The following is a 17453-nucleotide window of genomic DNA, read 5'->3' on the forward strand; positions in this document are numbered from 1 at the left end:
AACGCATTCCAACGTAGGAGCTGCCGAAGGCTGCGATCTTTTGATCTTCAATCAACTCGACGCCACACGCTCGCCAGCCACGGCTGCTGTTCGCGCGGCAAGCCCGCAGGCCGGTAATAATGCTCCAGCTCGACAAACCCCGCCGCCGTCAGCAACCCGCGCCAGGCCTCGAGATCGTGATACGAGCCGTAGCGCGGCCCGTTCCAGCCCTCTTGGTTGTCGCCACGCGGATTGGAACTGAACAGCACGCCACCCGGTTTCAAGGTGCCGTGCAGTTGCCGTAGCACTTGCGGCAACACCTGCAACGGCACATGAAACAGCACGGCATTGGCGAAGATCCCGTCGAAGCGCTCGGCGGGTAGATCGAGCTTGAGAAAGTCCTGCTGCCAGACTTCGCAACCGCTGTCTTCGCGGGCCATGCGCGCGAACTCCTGTGAGCCATCAAGGCCGATCGCGACGTGGCCCATGCGCGTGAAGGTTTGCAAATCCCGCCCCGGCCCGCAGCCGAAATCGAGAATCGTGAAGGGTGCTTCACCGTGAATGTGGCGCAGCAAGGCCTCGATATTCTGGCTGACATCGTGGTCGCGCGTGCCTTCACGGAAATCCTCGGCCACCGAGTTGTAGTGTCCAAGGGTGGTGGCGGTGATCTGTTCGAGGTCGCTGGGCGTTTGCTTCATGATCAATGCTGTATTGGCGGTGTGAGGGCGGACTATAAGCCTTTTCACCGGCAAAAAAACGCCGCCTGCGCTGGGGCCAGTGCAGGCGGCAATGGGTGCCAGGCTTCAGTGCTGCTTCGCTCCCAGACAATCGATCGAGCGGTCCATCATCGCCTTGGCCATTTCCAGCAGATGCCAGACCGAGAACACCATGGCCCGATCCGCGCCCCCGAGCTGGTCACCGCATTGATGGACGGTCACCGAAGCGCAGCGCAGCAGATCGGCAACATACAGTTGGGCGTCCTCCAGCGTCACATCTTCGCTGATGCTGTAGACGCGTTTCTGTCCCGCCAACGTGACCTGATTGCCGGCCAGATGTGAGTCGACGGCGCGGCACAGTGCAGAGCGATCCTTGAGCAAATCCTCGGTGAACCGCTTGCTTGAGGTAAGGCTGAGTGGCGGATCGGCAAGATTTTTTTCCATGGGTAAACTCCTGACTTCAAGTGGGAGCCAACCATTTCGCGACTAAACGAGCAGGACGGCGGCTGCACGCGGATCAGTCGCCGGCCGGACAACTGAATCCAGTCACCGCAAAACAGTGACGACCGGAGATTAGCTACAGGATATTTCGGGTACAAGCGGGCAAAATATTCTAGGAATCGTCCTGCAAACCCCCGTGGTTCGGGCTGGCGAAACGACAAAAGTGGTGTAGGAAGCATCTGATTTTTGCGAAGGGCGTTGCCTAAGATATCGCGATCACAAGGGCCTGATTGATGGCCACCTGCCGCCATCGACCTTAGCGCTTATTCAGTCCTCGCGCCAGCCTGTCTGAATGACCGCATGGGTGCGCAAACCTGAATGCAACTGGTAGTTCTTACAGTATCGGGATGGAGAAAACTGGTTCAGTCTCGGCGTATAGACATCAGGGACTCGCGTAGCCGTGAATACCCACCATCACACCGCCACTCCGACCTTGTCGGTCATTGACCCGCGCGCACTGGTGGTTCGCAGCGTTGCCTATTGCCGACACCCGGATAAAGCCGACATCGAATCGCGCATCACCCGGCAGATCTTTGATGAGGCGGGGCGTCAGGTAGCGTCGTGGGATCCGCGTTTGTACGGCGTTGCGCCCAAGCCGAATCTGGCCACACTCTACGCATTGAGCGGTCAAGACCTACTCGCAGACAGCGTCGACGCCGGTTGGCAGGTGCGGCTGTTGAATGAAGCGGGCTCGATGTGTTCTGGCTGGGATGCCCGGGGCAGTCAGAGTCACCGCCAATACGATGATCTGCTGCGACCGCTAGCCCTCACCGAGCAGGCGCACGACGGGCAGCCTCGCGTGGTCGAGCGCTGGATCTATGGAAAAGCCACCGATGATCGTGCGCTGCACAACCAGTGCGGTCGACCAATCCGCCACGACGACCCGGCCGGCAATCGGCATTTCGATGGCTACGGCCTCGGTGGCGCAGTGGTGGTGGAGTCGCGACGCTTTTTGATCGAGCTCGAGACGCCTGACTGGCCGCTCGAACCCGACCGGCGGGATGACTATCTCGAGGAAACAACCTACGTCACCCGGCAGACTTTCACTCCAACCGGCGAGTTGCAGCATCACACCGACGCGGTAGGCAACCTCCGGACCCAGCATTACAACATCGCCGGGCAAGCTTGCGCGACCTGGCTGTTGCAGGCCGGCGAGGGCAGGCAGCCGAAGTGCCTGGTCAGCGCGATTCGCTACAACGCGCAGGGTCAGATCGAAAGCGAAACGGCCGGCAACGGCGTCATCGCCCGCGCCGAATACAGCCGCGATGACGGCCGGTTGCTCAGACTGCTCGCCAGTGTCGGCACGCATCCTCCGTTGCAGGATCTGAATTACGTCTACGATCCGGTGGGCAACATCATCAGCCTGGAAGACAAGACTCAAGCCGTGTCCTGGCTCAACAATCAGCGCATCGATCCGGTCAGTCGGTATCGCTACGACAGCCTTTATCAACTGGTCGAGGCCAGCGGCTGGGAAGTCAGCCAGCCCAGTCATGGCCCGGCCTTGCCGGAGCTGCTGCCAACGCCGCTGGATCCTAATCAACGGCGCAACTACACGCAGAAATTCGACTACGACGCAGCGGGCAACCTGATCACTCGCCAGCATAGCGGTGCGCCGGGTTTTTCGATGTACACCTCCCATCGCAGCAACCGAAGCCTGGCGCAGCGCGACGATGGTTCCTTGCCCGGAGAAGCGGAGATAGCGCTGGGATTTGATGCGGCGGGTAATCAGTTGGAGTTGCAACGCGGTCAGGCCATGTACTGGAACGTACGCAATGAGTTAAGCCGGGTTGTGTTGGTGCAGCGTGCGGATGAAAGCGATGACTACGAGTGTTATGGCTACGACGAGCCGGGGCATCGGTTGCGTAAAACGACTGTCAGCCAAGCGTCCGGTCAGACGCTGACGGTAGAAGTTCGTTATCTGCCGGGGCTCGAGATTCATCGCGAAGTCGATGGTGTCGAGCGACATGTCGTCAATGTCGACACCGGGCGCAATCGGGTACGACTGCTGCACTGGCCAAGCGGGGTGGAAGGCGACCAACTGCGTTACAGCCTCAGTGATCATCTTGGTTCCAGCACGCTGGAATTGGATGATGGTGCGGGGATTTTGACTCAGGAGCACTATTACCCGTTTGGTGGCACGGCGTGCTGGGCTGGTAAGAATTCATTGGCGGTGAAAAACAAAACGATTCGCTACTCAGGCAAAGAGCGGGATGCGACCGGTCTTTACTATTATGGCTATCGTTATTACGCGCCGTGGTTACAACGCTGGACAAGTCCCGATCCTGGCCGAGATATCGATGGAATCAATCTTTACGCAATGCTAGGAAATAGTCCGCTGATTTTCGTTGATGAACAGGGGACGATCAGAGGTTTGAGTAGCGTTTTGAGCGGCGAAAGTGACGCGGAACATGCGCGCAGGGCCCATTTCAAATTGCATTTGCTCCCCAGCATCATGGCTAGAAAGGACACGGATAAGAGTTCTGCCATTGGCAAAATTAAAAAGCTGGCGCGCATCCAGAGCGATGTGGCTGCGGATGAATTGCTGGAAGCCGCTGTTGATGTCATATCCAGGGCGAAACTGACTTTCAATATCAATCCGCAAAACATCCCTGATCTAGAAGGTGATGGCCTCATGAATATGTGGCATCAGGGGGTTAAACCGGGTTTTGCAACGGAGATCCGGGATGGTTTCGAAATGGGCATGTTTGACTATGCTCATTCCCCTTCCAGAATAATAAAAGAGTATGGCTCGCTAGATCATTCGAAATTCAATGGGGATTTCAGGCCTGTTTATGGGGCTTTGAAACTCTCTGCCGGTCTGGCCAGCGCGGGTGGCGCTTCAGCCTATGGGGCTGCTGCCTTCCATCTGAAAGATGAGTCACGTAAATATATGACGTTGACCGGAGTCGACAGCTTTGATCTGAAGCCTTCAATCAATAATCTGGCTTCATTTGGAAATCTGTATCCAGTGTTTCACCAAATGCAATCCAAAACGTGGCAAGTATTGACAAGGATTATGTCGGGTGTCGAAACGGATCTGGCTTCGCCTGATGAGTATGTGGAGTGGCAATCTCATAACAGCGTGAAGTGGAAAGACATGACGAGTCTGATTTTTCAGACAAGAGAAAACATGGAAAACACGCTTGATCAGGGAAATACCCGGGCTTTTCTGAAAAAAAATTCGATTACTCCAGGTTATGTCGGGTGAACACTCACAGTAGCGCCACCAGTTCGCATCCGATGGTGGGCGCTGGCGTCCCAGCCATCGGAAGCAAAGAGTCTGCTTCACCGCTTATTCAACCCCCGAGCCAACCGATCCCCACCCAACTGAATCACCGCCACCAACGCCACCAGCAAGACAATCACCGTCAACATGATCTGGCTGTCGAAGCGCTGATAACCGTAGCGGTAAGCGATATCCCCCAGCCCACCAGCACCAATTGCCCCAGCCATGGCCGACGAATTGATCATCGTCACCAGGGTGATGGTGAAACCGCCGACAATCCCCGGCAGCGCCTCGGGCAGCAGCACATGCCAGACGATATGCCAGCGCCGGCAACCCATGGCCTGCGCGGCTTCGATCAGACCATGATCGACCTCGCGCAGACTCACTTCGGCGATCCGCGCGAAGAAGGGCGTTGCGGCGATTGTCAGCGGTACCACAGCGGCCCACACGCCATAGGTGGTGCCGACGATCAGGCGGGTAAACGGAATCAGCGCAACCATCAGAATCAGGAACGGGATCGAGCGGAACAGATTGACCAAGGCGCCCAGCGCACGGTTCAACAGCGGCGCCTCATAGATCCCGCCCTTGTCACTGGTGACCAGAATCACCGCCATGGGAATCCCCGCCAGCAGCGCGATCAACGACGACACGCCAACCATCAGGAAGGTGTCGATAAAACCCTGCAGCAAGCGATCAAACCACATAGCCCAATACCTCCACTCGTTGCGCCCATTGCCCGGCGCGTTCGCGCAATTGTTCGGCGCTGAACGCCGAGCCGCTGACGGCCAGCAACAGCTGCCCCAGCGCGTGACCCTGAATCCTTTCCACGCCGCCCTGAAGCAGCTTCACTTGGCCACCCAACGCCGCAAATAATGCAGCCAGATCCGGCTCATCAGCGGCACTGCCGGTGAACTGCAAACGCAACACCACCGCTGCATCAGAAGCCGTGGATTGCGCCTGCAATCGGCTTTGCAGTTCTTCCGGCAAGGCGTGTTGCAGCGGCGCGAGCAAGGTCTGGCTGACCTCGTGTTGCGGATTGCCGAACACTTGCCACACCGGCCCTTGCTCGACCGCATGGCCATGCTCAAGCACGACGACGCGATCGCAGATGTCGCGGATCACTGCCATTTCGTGAGTGATCAGCACAATGGTCAGGCCGAGGCGTTTGTTGATCTCGCGCAACAGGCCGAGGATCGACTGCGTGGTCTCCGGATCGAGTGCCGATGTCGCTTCATCGCAGAGCAGAATGTCCGGGTCATGCACCAGCGCGCGGGCGATGCCGACACGCTGCTTCTGCCCGCCGGAGAGTTGTGCCGGGTAGGCCTTGTGCTTGCTTTGCAGGCCGACCAGTTCGAGCAGTTCGCGCACCTTGTTGTCGCGCTGTTCCTTCGGCACGCCGGCGACTTTCAGTGGCAACTCGACGTTCTGCCAGACGGTCTTGGCCGACATCAGATTGAAGTGCTGGAAGATCATGCCGATACGCCGGCGCAGAGCGACGAGGCGGTCTTCATCGAACTCGCCGATATCGACCTGATCGATCAGCACGCGTCCTGAAGTCGGCTGTTCGAGACGATTGATCGTGCGAATCAGCGACGACTTGCCGGCGCCGCTGCGGCCGATGATGCCGAACACTTCACCACGCTGAATCGCCAGGTCGATGCCCTGCAAGGCCGCGACCGGTCCTTGCCGGCCGTTGTAGGTTTTGCCCACGCCAATAAAGCGTACGTGGGCGCGATTCAACTCGGGGTGCAGCTCGGTTTTTTCAGCATTGTGTGGCTCTGGAAGCTCCAGTCGCCGTTGGATCGCTGCGGTCATGTTCAGCTTTCCCAGCCGGCCTGATAGAGCTTGCCGTGGGCCTTGTCCAGTGCCGCGCGAACGGCCGGCGAATGCTGATAGATGTCGACGAACTTGATCAGGCGCGGGTCGGTTTTGCTCTTCGGCTGGATGACGAACTGGATCACGTATTCCTTGTGATCGAGACCGTCGAACAGCAGTGCCGAGCCGGCATCGAAGGTCTTCGCCAAGCGGATATAGGCTGGATAACCCTGGACCAGGTCGGCGTCGTCGTACGCGCGCACCAGTTGCACGGCTTCGACCTGAAGAATCCTGATCTTCTTCGGATTGGCGACGATGTCGTCTTCGGTGGCTTTGTAGCCGACGCCCGGTTTCAGGCTGATCAACCCGGCCTTGGCGAGCAATTGCAAACCGCGTCCGCTGTTGATCGGGTCGTTGGCGATGGCGACGCTGGCGCCTTCGGGCAGCTCATCGAAGCTTTTGTATCGCTTCGAATACAGACCGACGTTGTTAATGATCCCAGGAGCGAATGGCACCAGATCGAAACCGGACGCGGCTTTGGCGTTTTCCAGGAACGGAATGTGCTGGAAGTAATTCACATCGATGTCGCCAGCGGCGAGGCTGACGTTGGGCGCGATCCAGTCGGTGAATTCCACCAGTTCGACTTTCAGGCCTTGTTTGGAGGCTTCCTCGACGGCGGCTTCCAGCGGGATGGCAAAAGCGGCGGTGGTGCCGATTTTCAGCGGCGCATCCGCAGCGAATACCGCCGAGCTGAACAGGCCGAAGGCCAGAGCCAGTGCTTTGACTGGGTGGGACAGGGTTTTCTTGGTCATGATGAGTTTTCCAGTCAGTGCATAAGATTTGTGGTGCCTGTTGTGGCCTCATCGCTGGCAAGCCAGCTCCCACAGGTTTTGTGTGCGCCGCAGACCCTTGTGGGAGCTGGCTTGCCAGCGATGCTTTTAGCGTCGGTACGAAGAGCCGGCATGTTGCTCAGGCAACTGCGCCTCACCGTGAAACAACTTCTCGCGTAAGGTCCCGCCCTCATACGCAGTCTTGTACGAGCCGCGCCGCTGCAGCTCGGGAATCACCAGTTCGATGAAATCGACATAGCTTTCCGGGGTGACGATGCGGGTCAGGTTGAAGCCGTCCAGACCGGTCTCGGCGATCCACGATTCGAGTTCATCCGCCACCTGCTCGGGCGAGCCGACCACGGTGATGTAACGACCACCGAGGGCGTGCTGGTCGAGCAATTTGCGCCGGGTCCAGTCGTTGTTCTGCAGATTTTTCGTCGCCGATTGAATGGCGTTGCTTTTCACGTACTGGATCGGCTCGTCGATGTCGTACTGGGCAAAGTCGATGCCGGTGGACGCGGAAAAATGCGCCACGCCGGCCTCGGCGCTGGCGTAGCTCTGATACTCGGCATGCTTGGCCCACGCCGCTTCTTCGGTGGCGCCGACGATCACATTGAGGCCCATGAACACCTTGATGTCTTGAGGATTGCGCCCGGCTTCGACCGCGCTGGCACGGACCTTGTCGACCTGCACTTTGGTCGATGGTTTGTTCTGGCCGCTGATGAATACGCACTCGGCATGACGCCCGGCGAAGAGCAAGCCGCGATCGGAGCTGCCGGCTTGGAACAATACCGGCGTGCGCTGCGGTGACGGCTCGCAGAGGTGATAACCCTCGACCTGATAGAACTCGCCCTTGTGCTCGACCTTGTGCACTTTTTCCGGATTGGCGTAGATACGCTCCTCGCGGTCGTTGAGCACCGCGCCGTTCTCCCAACTGCCTTCCCAGAGCTTGTACAACACCTGCAGATACTCTTCGGCCTGGTCGTAGCGGCGGTCATGTTCGACCTGTTCGCGCAGGCCCATGGCTTTGGCGGCGCTGTCCAGGTAACCGGTGACGATGTTCCAGCCGACCCGGCCGCGACTCAAATGATCGAGCGTCGACATGCGTCGGGCGAACAAATATGGCGGCTCGTAAGTGAGATTGGCGGTCAGGCCGAAGCCGAGGTTTCTGGTGACGGCTGCCATCGCTGAAACCAGTAGCAGCGGATCGTTGACCGGCAACTGGATCGACTCTTTCAGCGTGACGTCCACCGAGTTCTGGTAGACGTCGTAGACGCCGACGATGTCAGCGATGAACAAACCATCGAACAATCCACGCTCAAGCAACTGCGCCAGTTCGGTCCAGTATTCGATCGTGTTGTAGCGGGTCGAAGTGTCGCGCGGATGCGTCCACAGGCCGTGATTGATATGGCCGATGCAGTTCATGTTGAACGCGTTGAGCAGAATTTTCTTTTTCGCAGCGCTCATCAGATCGTCCCTCGCAGCGGAGGGTTTTCGTCGTTGAGGTAATAATTGCCAACTGCGTGATATTTCCAGCGCACTGGGTCATGCAGGGTATGCACTCGGGCGTTGCGCCAGTGCCGGTCGAGGCCGTGTTCACTCAGCGTCGCCTGGCTGCCGGCCAGTTCGAACAGGGTGCTGCCGGCGGCGAGGGAAATTTCCGTGCTGATCGCCCGCGCTTCGGCAACCGCGATCGATGCGGCGGCTACGGTTTCGGCGTTGGTTTCGGCTTGCGCGGCATCGAGGATTTCGCCCGCGCGTTCGAGCAAGGCTTCGGTGGCGTGCAGCCGAATGCTCAAGTGGCCGAAGCTCTTCAATGTCAGCGGATCTTCGGTGGCCTTGTCGTTGCCGGAATCGATCCACGGACGGGTTTTGCTGCGCACGAAATGCAAGGCATCTTCGTAAGCAGCGCGGGCAATGCCGGTGTCGATGGCGGCGTGGAGAATCTGCGCCAGCGGGCCGACCGTGGTCGGGCGCTCGAAAGCGCTCTGGAACGGCAGCACATCTTCGGCCGCTACATAGACATCTTCGAACACCACCGAGCCGCTGCCAGTGGTGCGCTGGCCGAAGCCGCTCCAGTCGTCGATCACCGTCAGGCCCTTGCTCTCGCGCGGGACGAAGGCCAGTTGCTGTACGCCGTTTTCATCGACCACCGACGTCGGAATGCGCTGCGCGTAAATCGCCCCGGTCGAGTAGAACTTGCGACCGTTGATGCGATAACCAGCGCCGTCGCGTTTGAGACTAGTGACGCGGTCGTGAGCGGTTCTGGTGCCGAGTTCTGCCAGAGCATTGCCGAAGCGCTGGCCGGCGAGGACCTCGGCGTACAGACGCTGTTTCTGTTCATCGCTGCCATTCACGCGCAGCACTTCCAGTGCGTAGAAATGGTTCTGCGGAATCTGCCCGAGCGAACCGTCGGCCTGAGCGATGAGTGCGATGACTTTGGCCAGGGTGACGTTGGATACGCCCGCGCCGCCATATTCTTTCGGCACGCTGATGCCCCACAGGCCGGAGCGGGAAAACACTTCCAGCTCGGCCAATGGCAGGCGGCGTTCGCGGTCGCGGATCGCGCTGTCGCGTTTGAAATCTTCGGACAGGTCGCTGGCGACGATCAGGGCTTGCTCATCGCTGGTGATGAGCGCGACGTGATGGGAAAGCGTCATAGGGGGTTCTCCAGATGACTGGTCGTCTCAGATCCAGGAATGGCGAGCCGGCAAAGTGCCGTTCAGGCGATAGGCGCCGACCGCGTGATATTTCCAGCGCACCGGGTCGTGCAGGGTGTGCACGCGGGCGTTGCGCCAGTGGCGGTCGAGATTGAATTCGGCGAGGGTCGCGCGGCTGCCCGCCAGTTCGAAGAGCTTTTCGCTGGCCAGCAGCGAGATCTCGGTGGTCAGTACTTTTGCTTCAGCCACGGCGATCGAAGCGCGTGCGGCGGATTCGGCAGTCAGCGGCGCGGCGTGGACTTCATCGAGCACTTTGCCGGCCTTGCGCAGCAGCGCTTCGGCGGCGTGCAGTTCGATTTTCAGTTTGCCGATATCGGCGATCACGTAGAGGTCATCGCTGGCGCGCTCGACCTTGGCGTCGATCCATGGCCGCGCGCGGGTTTTGACGAAGTCGATGGCGTCGTCGATGGCGCCACGGGCGATGCCAGCGTCGATGGCCGCTTGAATCAGCTGCGACACCGCGCCTTGGGTGTTCGGCTTGTCGTTGATCTTCCAGTTGTCGATGACCAGGCTCGACTCGACGCGCACGTTGTTCAGCAGAATCGTGCCGCTGGCGGTGGTGCGCTGGCCGAAACCCGACCAGTCATCGACGATGCGCAAACCTGGCGTGCCGCGACGGACGAAGGCCAGCACTTGCTTGCCGTCATCGTTGAGCGCTTTCACCGCGACCCAGTGGGCGAACAGGGCGCCGGTGGAGTAGAACTTCTGGCCGTTGATCACGTAGTCGTCGCCGTCAGCGGTGATCCGCGCCTTCAGTTCCAAGGTGTTTTTGGTGCCGCGTTCCGGGCCGGCATTGCCGATGCGCCAGCCTTCCAGAACACTCTGGAACAGCTGCTTTTTCTGCGCTTGGGTGGCGGTGCCGAGCACCAGATGGATGATGCCGAACTGGTTCTGCGGGATCTGTCCGAGCGCCGGGTCGGCGGCAGAAATGATCGCGAATACTTCGGCCAATGTGACGAAGGAAACCTGCGGGCCACCGTATTCGCGCGGGATGGCAATGCTGCCCAGACCGCTGCGGGTGAACTGTTCGATTTCCGACCACGGCAGCTTGCGCTGACGGTCACGTTTGGCCGCTTGCACACGGGCGGCTTGCGCCAGCTCGTGGGCGGCCTTGATGGCTTGAGCGTCGTTGCGCAGTACTTGCGCGGGCAACAACAGTGGGGCGATGTCCAGATCGGACTGCAGATTCGCATCTGCCAGACTGGACATCAGTGCCGCTCCCTGGCTGCACGCAATGCCCTGGCGATCTGCACTGGGGTGATTGTGTTCCGGACCATACCTACCTCACATTTCATGAAAAACGCCGCGAAGGGCGGCGATTGAAAGAATGTCCGGTGGTCCGGTGCATATACCCTAAGCGTGTATAAAAATTAAATAAACTAACTTTTAGGAATATACATATAAGGGTGGAATGTTCGTGTTGGTTAACGAGGTTCAGGTGAGAGATAACTGACCTCCCACCCCTGAGCAGGTCTCACTTGGTACGTGATTCAGCAGCCTTGAATTCGGGCTTCAGCGGGACTTTCACGTACGGATTCACGCAACCGATTTTCAACGTGCGCGGCGGTGCCCAGCGCGAGTTGTTACCGACCCGGTCGAGGATGCAGTAGGTCACGTCCAGTCGCAGGTCTTCGCCCGCTTCGACAATGACCGCCGGTGGCACCCAGACCTGAATCGGCAGCCCGACGTCGGCCGCAGTGAGCGCCGCCAGATCCATGCGCACATCACCCCAGCGCAATGTGATGGCGTCGTCTTCGGCCATGTTCAGATAAGGCTCGATAGTCAGCGGCACGCCGCGTTTGATCTGGCTGGGGTTGACGCCCTGGCGGCGAATCGCTTCGGGGATGATCACCGGTGCCAGTTGCTGGTTTTCATCTTCGCAGTGCGCAGCGGGCTGGCCACCCGGGCAATCGAGTTTGACCTGTATCCGCGTCGTTGCCGAAAGCGCGGGGCCCTGGCCGACCTGCATCACGCGGTAGTGAATGCGCGCGGTGCCATTGGCAATGAAACTCTCCGGCACCCGCAGGCTGACCGACTCGCCCACATCGGCCGCGCTGAGGACTTTCGAAGCGACATAACATTTGTTCCAGAACAGTTCGATCAGATCGCCATCGTCCATGCCGCAGTAGGGCGGCACGTCGATGAGCAGGTGAGCTGCCGTTGCCAGGTTGATGCCGGTTTTTTGTGCGCATGCCAGCGTTGGCGCTGCAAGTTCGGGTGTGTGCGAAGTGCGGGTCATCGGTTTCTCTCCTTGAAGTCTTGCAGCGAAATCCGTTTCTGGAAAACAAAAAAGGCGCGAATCAACTGGCAATAAAAGCGACAAGTATTTGCTCGGTATTAGTGCGGGTTGTTTGAACTAATGGGCGCCGGTTGCCGACTAGATAAAAGTCTGCGGAGAGGGGTGTCAATAGAGGGGATTAGTTAATGCGTAAATTACAAGTTAATCAGAAAGCTCCTACGTCATCGAGGCACTAAGCCTAGGCGTAAGCGCGAAATCAGCTACAGATAAACAGCGGTTTCGCGGCGTTTTGTGCGGGTTCGTTCACCGGGAAACGTGTGGAAATATGACGAATCGAGAACGTGCGTCATCGTTGCGCAATGTATATCTGCGCGCACAATTAATAAATATTTAGAAGAATGAAGTGCCGGGGGAGGGATAACTTCCGTCCGTGGAAGTTGAGGGCTGTGGCAGAGAAAGTTCTCAGGCGTGATTCAGAAACTTGCTGAGAAACTGTTGGGTGCGTTCTTCTTTCGGGTTGGCAAACAGTGCCTTGGCTTCACCTTGTTCAACAATTACGCCCTTGTCGAAAAACACCACGCGATTGGCCACGTCACGGGCAAAACCCATTTCATGGGTGACAATCACCATGGTGCGATTTTCTTCGGCAAGACCGCGGATGGTCGCCAGCACTTCGCCGACCAGTTCCGGGTCGAGGGCGGAGGTCGGTTCGTCGAACAGAATGACTTCCGGCTCCATCGCCAGCGCCCGGGCAATTGCCACGCGCTGTTGCTGGCCACCGGAAAGCCGGCGCGGATACGCGTCCTCCTTGCCGGCAAGCCCCACTTTGGTCAGCAGCTTTTTACCCAGAGCAACTGCCTGGTCGCGCGGCATCTTCTTGACCACGATCGGGCCTTCGATGACGTTTTCCAAAGCGGTGCGATGGGGGAACAGGTTGAAGTTCTGGAACACGAAGCCGACGTGCTGGCGCAGGTTGCGCACCAGGCTTTGCTGCTGGTTCAGCGGGCGGCTGGTATCGATTTCGATATCGCCGACCTTGATCCGGCCGCTGGTGGGTTCTTCGAGGAAATTCAGGCAGCGCAGGAACGTCGTTTTCCCCGAACCACTGGGACCGATGATCGCGACGACTTCGCCTTCCTTTACCTCAAGGTCGATGCCGTTGAGCACGACCTGTCCCTTGAATTGCTTGGTCAGTTTTTCCACGACAATCATCGCGTCAGGACTCCTGGTCGTGCCGATTGACCCGCTCTTCCAACTTGTTCTGCAAGTGCGAAAGCACCGTGGCCAGAATCCAGTAGATCAGCGCGGCGGCAAGATACATGGTGAAGACTTCAAAAGTCCGGGCGGTAATCAGCTGCGCCTGACGGAACAGCTCCGGCACCTGAATGGTCGCGGCCAGCGCCGTGTCCTTGACCAGCGAAATGAAGCTGTTGCCCAGCGGCGGTAATGCCGTGCGCATCGCTTGCGGCAGGATGGCCCGGCGCAGGGTCTGCGCGCGGGTCATGCCGATACTCGCAGCAGCTTCCCACTGACCGCGTTCGATCGAACCGATCGCGGCACGCAGGATTTCACAGGCGTAGGCGGCCATGTTCAGCGAGAAACCGATCAGCGCTGCCGGCAGCGGATCAAGCTCCATGCCCAGTTGCGGCAAGCCGTAATAGATCACGAACAGCTGCACCAGCAACGGCGTGCCGCGAAAGAACGACACGTAGATGCGGGCCAGCCAGCTGACCGATTTGAAGCGCGACAGGCGCATCAGCGCGAGGCCGAAGCCCAGCAGCAGACCGAAGAACATCCCGCCGAGGCTGAGGACTACCGTGTAGTACGCGCCCTTCAACAGAAAGGGCGCGGAATCCAGCGCGAGTTGGAAAGCCCCTTCCATTATTTAGTGACGTCTGCGTTGAAGTATTTCTTCGACAGTTTCTCGAGAGTGCCGTCAGCACGCAGTTCGTCGAGCGCCTTGTTCACCGCAGCCAGCAGTTCAGGCTCGCCTTTGCGCAGCGCGATACCGGATTCCTGACGCGAGAAGGCCTCACCGGCAGCTACGGTTTTCGGGGCTTTCTTGGCGTATTCAAGGGCAGCCAGACGGTCGATCAGGATGGCATCGGTACGCTCGTTGTTGAGGTCGGCGAATTTGGTCGGATCATCATCGTAGGTGCGCACGTCAGCACCCGGCACGTTGGCGCGGACCCACTGCTCGTAGTTGGTGCCCAGGCCGACACCGACTTTCTTGCCGGACAGGTCAGCGGCAGTCTTGATGTTCAGCGCCGACTCTTTGCTTTTCAGCACGAGGGCCTGGATGCCGGAGACGGTGTACGGTTCGGAGAAGTCATACTTCTTCTTGCGCTCGTCGGAGATGGTCACTTGGTTGACCACCAGATCCAGACGCTTGGATTCCAGTGCGGCGAGGATGCCGTCCCATTTGGTCGGCTGAATCTTGGCCTTGACGCCGAGCTTTTGCGCCAGCGCTTCGGACAGCTCCACTTCAAAACCCGACAGCTTGCCGTTCTCGTCGACATAGCTGAACGGTGGGTAAGTGCCTTCCAGGCCGACGTTCAGAACGCCCTTGTCCTTGATCTGTTGCAACTGCTCACCGGCCACTGCCTGACCGATCAGGCCGGCGCTGAGCGCAAGACCCAGCGAACCGACCAGCAGAGTGCGACGTAGTGCGGAAAAATTCATGACAAGCCCCTGTGTTTTCTTATGGAAGACGCTTAAGGAATGTAGGCAAATTGGTGATCTGGACGACAGCGCTATCCTGCCTTAAAGCAGCTTAAGCGTCTCGCCCGAAATTCGCCTGCGGCGAGACTATAAGATGTGATCGTTAGACTTGAAAATACTTAATATCAATTTTGATATTCACTTTCTGCATAAGATCATTCCCACGCTCTGCGTGGGGAACAATCACCATCTCTTGATCTGCTCTTACAGAAAATCCTTGTAGGCAAACAACGCTGGCGCGCCCCCGGTGTGCAGGAAGATGACCGGGCCGTCATCGAATCGCTGCCGGCCAATCCCGTCTAACAGGCCGGCCATGGCCTTGCCGGTGTACACCGGGTCAAGCAACAGACCTTCCTGAGCCGCCAACAGTTTCACCGCCGCCAAAGTACCGGCATTCGGCTCGCCGTAACGCGGGCCGAAATATTCGTCCCACAGCTTGACCTTGAAACTGGCCGGCAACTCGATGCCCAGCAGCTCAGCGGTGCATTCGGCCAAACCCTGAACCTTCGGGCGCTGATCTTCTTCACTGCGCGAAACGGTCACGCCGATCACCGGCAGTTGCGGCAGCACCTCACTCAGCGCCAGTCCGAGACCACTGTGAGTACCGGCACTGCCTGAAGCCAGCACCACAGCGGCGAAATCGAGGCCGCTGTCCTTGATCTGCTCAGCCAGTTCCAGCCCGGCGCGCACATAACCCAGAGCACCAAGGGCGTTGGAGCCGCCGATCGGCACCAGATACGGCTTCTTGCCGTTGCTGCGCAGGCGCACGGCCAGGGCGGCCAGTTGTTCGTCGGCATTATCGAGGTTGTCGACCAGCTCGACTTTGGTGTCGAACAGATCCAGCAGCAAGCGGTTGCCGTTGCCGGTGTAATTTCCATCATCAGTGCCGAGCGGGTTTTCCAGCAGCGCCACACAACCGAGGCCGAGTTTCGCGGCCAGCGCGGCGGTCTGGCGCACGTGGTTCGATTGCAACGCACCGGCCGTGATCAGCGTGTCAGCACCTTGCGCGAGCGCGTCGGCGGCCAGGTATTCGAGTTTGCGTAGCTTGTTGCCGCCCATCGCCAGCGGCGTCAGGTCATCGCGCTTGATGTACACCTCGCGACCAAGCCAGGTGGACAGGCGTTCGAGTTTTTCCAGCGGAGTAGGGTGGCTCAGCAGTTCGAGACGGGGGAAGCGTTGCAGCTGTTGTTTGATCATGGGTCCGTACTGGCGCAGAAGAATGAAAGGACTATAGGCACGCGTTTTTGCACGGGCAACCGCCAATCGCTTATAGCCAAATGGACTGAGGCCAGCACTATCGGTTCTTAATTCGTCGGCAAAGGCATGCCGTAAAGTAGGCGCCGTTGACGCGGCCAGACAGTCCGGCCGCCCGTGAGGAGTCTTTACCGTGAGCGAGCGTTCCAGCCATTGGCAATTGCAGACCATCGTCAGCCAGCTGCGCAGCGCGCGGGATCAGTGGCGCGCACAGAATGGCCGGGCTTCAGGGGAGCAGGGCGGCCGCGAATTGCCATCGCGAGCGGCGATGGCGGAAATCCTTGAGGCGCTGTGTGGCGCGCTGTTCCCGATGCGTCTGGGGCCGGTCGATCTGCGTGAAGAAAGTGAAGACTTCTACGTCGGCCACACGCTTGATGTAGCGCTCAATGCATTGCTGGCGCAGACGCGCCTGGAGCTGCGTTACGTTGCCCGCCACAGCGCGCAGGACGACAGTGAAGTCGAGACCCGCGCCATTCAGATCGTGCAGGATTTCGCCTTGGCCTTGCCGGGCCTGCGCACGCTGCTCGACACCGATGTGCTGGCGGCTTATCACGGCGACCCGGCGGCACGCAGCGTTGACGAAGTGCTGCTGTGCTATCCGGGCATTCTTGCGGTGATTCACCATCGCCTGGCGCACCATCTGTATCGCGCCGGGCTGCCGTTGCTGGCGCGGATCAGCGCGGAGATCGCGCACTCGGCGACCGGCATCGATATCCACCCGGGCGCGCAGATCGGCCGCAGTTTCTTTATCGATCACGGCACAGGCGTAGTGATTGGCGAAACCGCGATCATTGGCGAACGGGTGCGCATTTATCAGGCGGTGACTTTGGGTGCCAAGCGCTTTCCGGCGGATGAGGATGGCCAATTGCAGAAGGGCCACCCGCGCCATCCGATCGTTGAGGATGACGTTGTGATTTATGCCGGGGCGACGATTCTCGGACGGATCACCATCGGCAAGGGCTCGACCATTGGCGGCAACGTCTGGCTGACGCGCAGTGTGCCGGCGGGGGCGAATCTGACGCAGGCAAATCTGCAGCATGATGACGGGACGCAGAAGTAGGCCGTGGAATCCTTTTCCCCTCACCCCAGCCCTCTCCCGGAGGGAGAGGGGGCCGACCGAGGTGTTTTGCGTCATACATCGACCTGAAATACCGGGTCGATTATGGATTCGGCACGGTTTCCTCAGGTTGGCGCACATTCTGAACATCCCCCAATCAGTCCCCTCTCCCTCTGGGAGAGGGTTAGGGTGAGGGGCTTTTGATTCTTGCTTGGCGCAGTGAACGAATCTCACAAAACCCGCGTCATAAACCTCCTCGGGCGCTGTAGGAAACCTACCGCCCAGCCCTGCGATTAGTCCTTACCGCCCCATTCATGTTTAACTTGAACGTTCATTCAAGTTAAACCGGTGGTTCGCTGCCCGCTCACAACAGGAGGCTTGCCTTTGCTGAGTCC

At 59.1% G+C, this 17453-nt stretch carries 15 protein-coding genes; 2 read left to right on the forward strand and 13 right to left on the reverse strand.

Annotated features, from left to right (window positions below):
- Positions 1-47 precede the first annotated feature (47 nt).
- Together PSH90_RS01020 and PSH90_RS01025 are read right to left on the reverse strand one after the other, a co-directional pair.
- On the reverse strand, positions 48-677 hold the full coding sequence (locus PSH90_RS01020) for a bifunctional 2-polyprenyl-6-hydroxyphenol methylase/3-demethylubiquinol 3-O-methyltransferase UbiG (protein WP_056787053.1): 630 nt from the start codon (positions 675-677) through the stop codon (positions 48-50).
- Between the two features lie 105 nt (positions 678-782).
- Positions 783-1139 (reverse strand): hypothetical protein, encoded by a 357-nt coding sequence (locus PSH90_RS01025; protein WP_041477463.1) that lies wholly within the window; start codon positions 1137-1139, stop codon positions 783-785.
- Between the two features lie 457 nt (positions 1140-1596).
- Here PSH90_RS01025 and PSH90_RS01030 point away from each other — a divergent pair, with 457 nt between their 5' ends.
- Positions 1597-4404, forward strand: coding sequence for an RHS repeat domain-containing protein (locus PSH90_RS01030; RefSeq protein WP_305381963.1), 2808 nt, complete (start codon positions 1597-1599; stop codon positions 4402-4404).
- A gap of 77 nt (positions 4405-4481) precedes the next feature.
- Here PSH90_RS01030 and PSH90_RS01035 read toward each other — a convergent pair whose 3' ends face one another.
- From PSH90_RS01035 to PSH90_RS01085, 11 genes are all read right to left on the reverse strand, one after another.
- The gene (locus PSH90_RS01035) at positions 4482-5126 is read right to left on the reverse strand and encodes a methionine ABC transporter permease (protein WP_150741789.1); all 645 of its coding nucleotides are present in this window, start codon (positions 5124-5126) and stop codon (positions 4482-4484) included.
- On the reverse strand, positions 5116-6237 hold the full coding sequence (locus tag PSH90_RS01040) for a methionine ABC transporter ATP-binding protein (protein ID WP_305381965.1): 1122 nt from the start codon (positions 6235-6237) through the stop codon (positions 5116-5118). Before PSH90_RS01040 ends, PSH90_RS01035 begins: the two co-directional genes overlap by 11 nt.
- Before the next feature lie 2 nt (positions 6238-6239).
- On the reverse strand, positions 6240-7049 hold the full coding sequence (locus PSH90_RS01045; protein WP_236168236.1) for a MetQ/NlpA family ABC transporter substrate-binding protein: 810 nt from the start codon (positions 7047-7049) through the stop codon (positions 6240-6242).
- Positions 7050-7175: 126 nt separating this feature from the next.
- Positions 7176-8534 (reverse strand): LLM class flavin-dependent oxidoreductase, encoded by a 1359-nt coding sequence (locus tag PSH90_RS01050; RefSeq protein WP_305381967.1) that lies wholly within the window; start codon positions 8532-8534, stop codon positions 7176-7178.
- Positions 8534-9727: an SfnB family sulfur acquisition oxidoreductase gene (locus tag PSH90_RS01055; protein WP_305381968.1), complete on the reverse strand. Its 1194-nt coding sequence runs from the start codon at positions 9725-9727 to the stop codon at positions 8534-8536. The genes PSH90_RS01050 and PSH90_RS01055 overlap by 1 nt, the downstream gene beginning before the upstream one ends.
- A gap of 27 nt (positions 9728-9754) precedes the next feature.
- Positions 9755-10996, reverse strand: a complete 1242-nt coding sequence (locus PSH90_RS01060) for an SfnB family sulfur acquisition oxidoreductase (RefSeq protein WP_305381970.1) — start codon at positions 10994-10996, stop codon at positions 9755-9757.
- A gap of 265 nt (positions 10997-11261) precedes the next feature.
- Positions 11262-12026 carry a hypothetical protein gene (locus PSH90_RS01065; protein ID WP_236168232.1) on the reverse strand — a complete coding sequence of 255 codons (765 nt, stop codon included), beginning with the start codon at positions 12024-12026 and terminating at the stop codon, positions 11262-11264.
- A 462-nt stretch (positions 12027-12488) separates the two neighbouring features.
- Entirely contained in the window at positions 12489-13238 is a 750-nt protein-coding gene (gene tcyN, locus PSH90_RS01070; RefSeq protein WP_041477470.1) for an L-cystine ABC transporter ATP-binding protein TcyN, read from the reverse strand.
- Between the two features lie 4 nt (positions 13239-13242).
- On the reverse strand, positions 13243-13908 hold the full coding sequence (gene tcyL, locus PSH90_RS01075; RefSeq protein ID WP_305381971.1) for a cystine ABC transporter permease: 666 nt from the start codon (positions 13906-13908) through the stop codon (positions 13243-13245).
- Positions 13908-14708, reverse strand: a complete 801-nt coding sequence (gene tcyJ, locus PSH90_RS01080) for a cystine ABC transporter substrate-binding protein (RefSeq protein WP_305381972.1) — start codon at positions 14706-14708, stop codon at positions 13908-13910. The genes tcyL and tcyJ overlap by 1 nt, the downstream gene beginning before the upstream one ends.
- A 243-nt stretch (positions 14709-14951) precedes the next feature.
- Positions 14952-15944 (reverse strand): D-cysteine desulfhydrase, encoded by a 993-nt coding sequence (locus PSH90_RS01085; RefSeq protein WP_305381974.1) that lies wholly within the window; start codon positions 15942-15944, stop codon positions 14952-14954.
- 190 nt (positions 15945-16134) lie between these two features.
- Between PSH90_RS01085 and epsC the strand changes: the two genes are divergently transcribed.
- Positions 16135-17061 carry a serine O-acetyltransferase EpsC gene (epsC, locus tag PSH90_RS01090; protein WP_024011175.1) on the forward strand — a complete coding sequence of 309 codons (927 nt, stop codon included), beginning with the start codon at positions 16135-16137 and terminating at the stop codon, positions 17059-17061.
- The last annotated feature ends 392 nt before the right edge of the window (positions 17062-17453 follow it).

Source organism: Pseudomonas sp. FP1762 (assembly GCF_030687105.1).
GTDB classification, from domain to species: Bacteria; Pseudomonadota; Gammaproteobacteria; order Pseudomonadales; family Pseudomonadaceae; genus Aquipseudomonas; species Aquipseudomonas siliginis.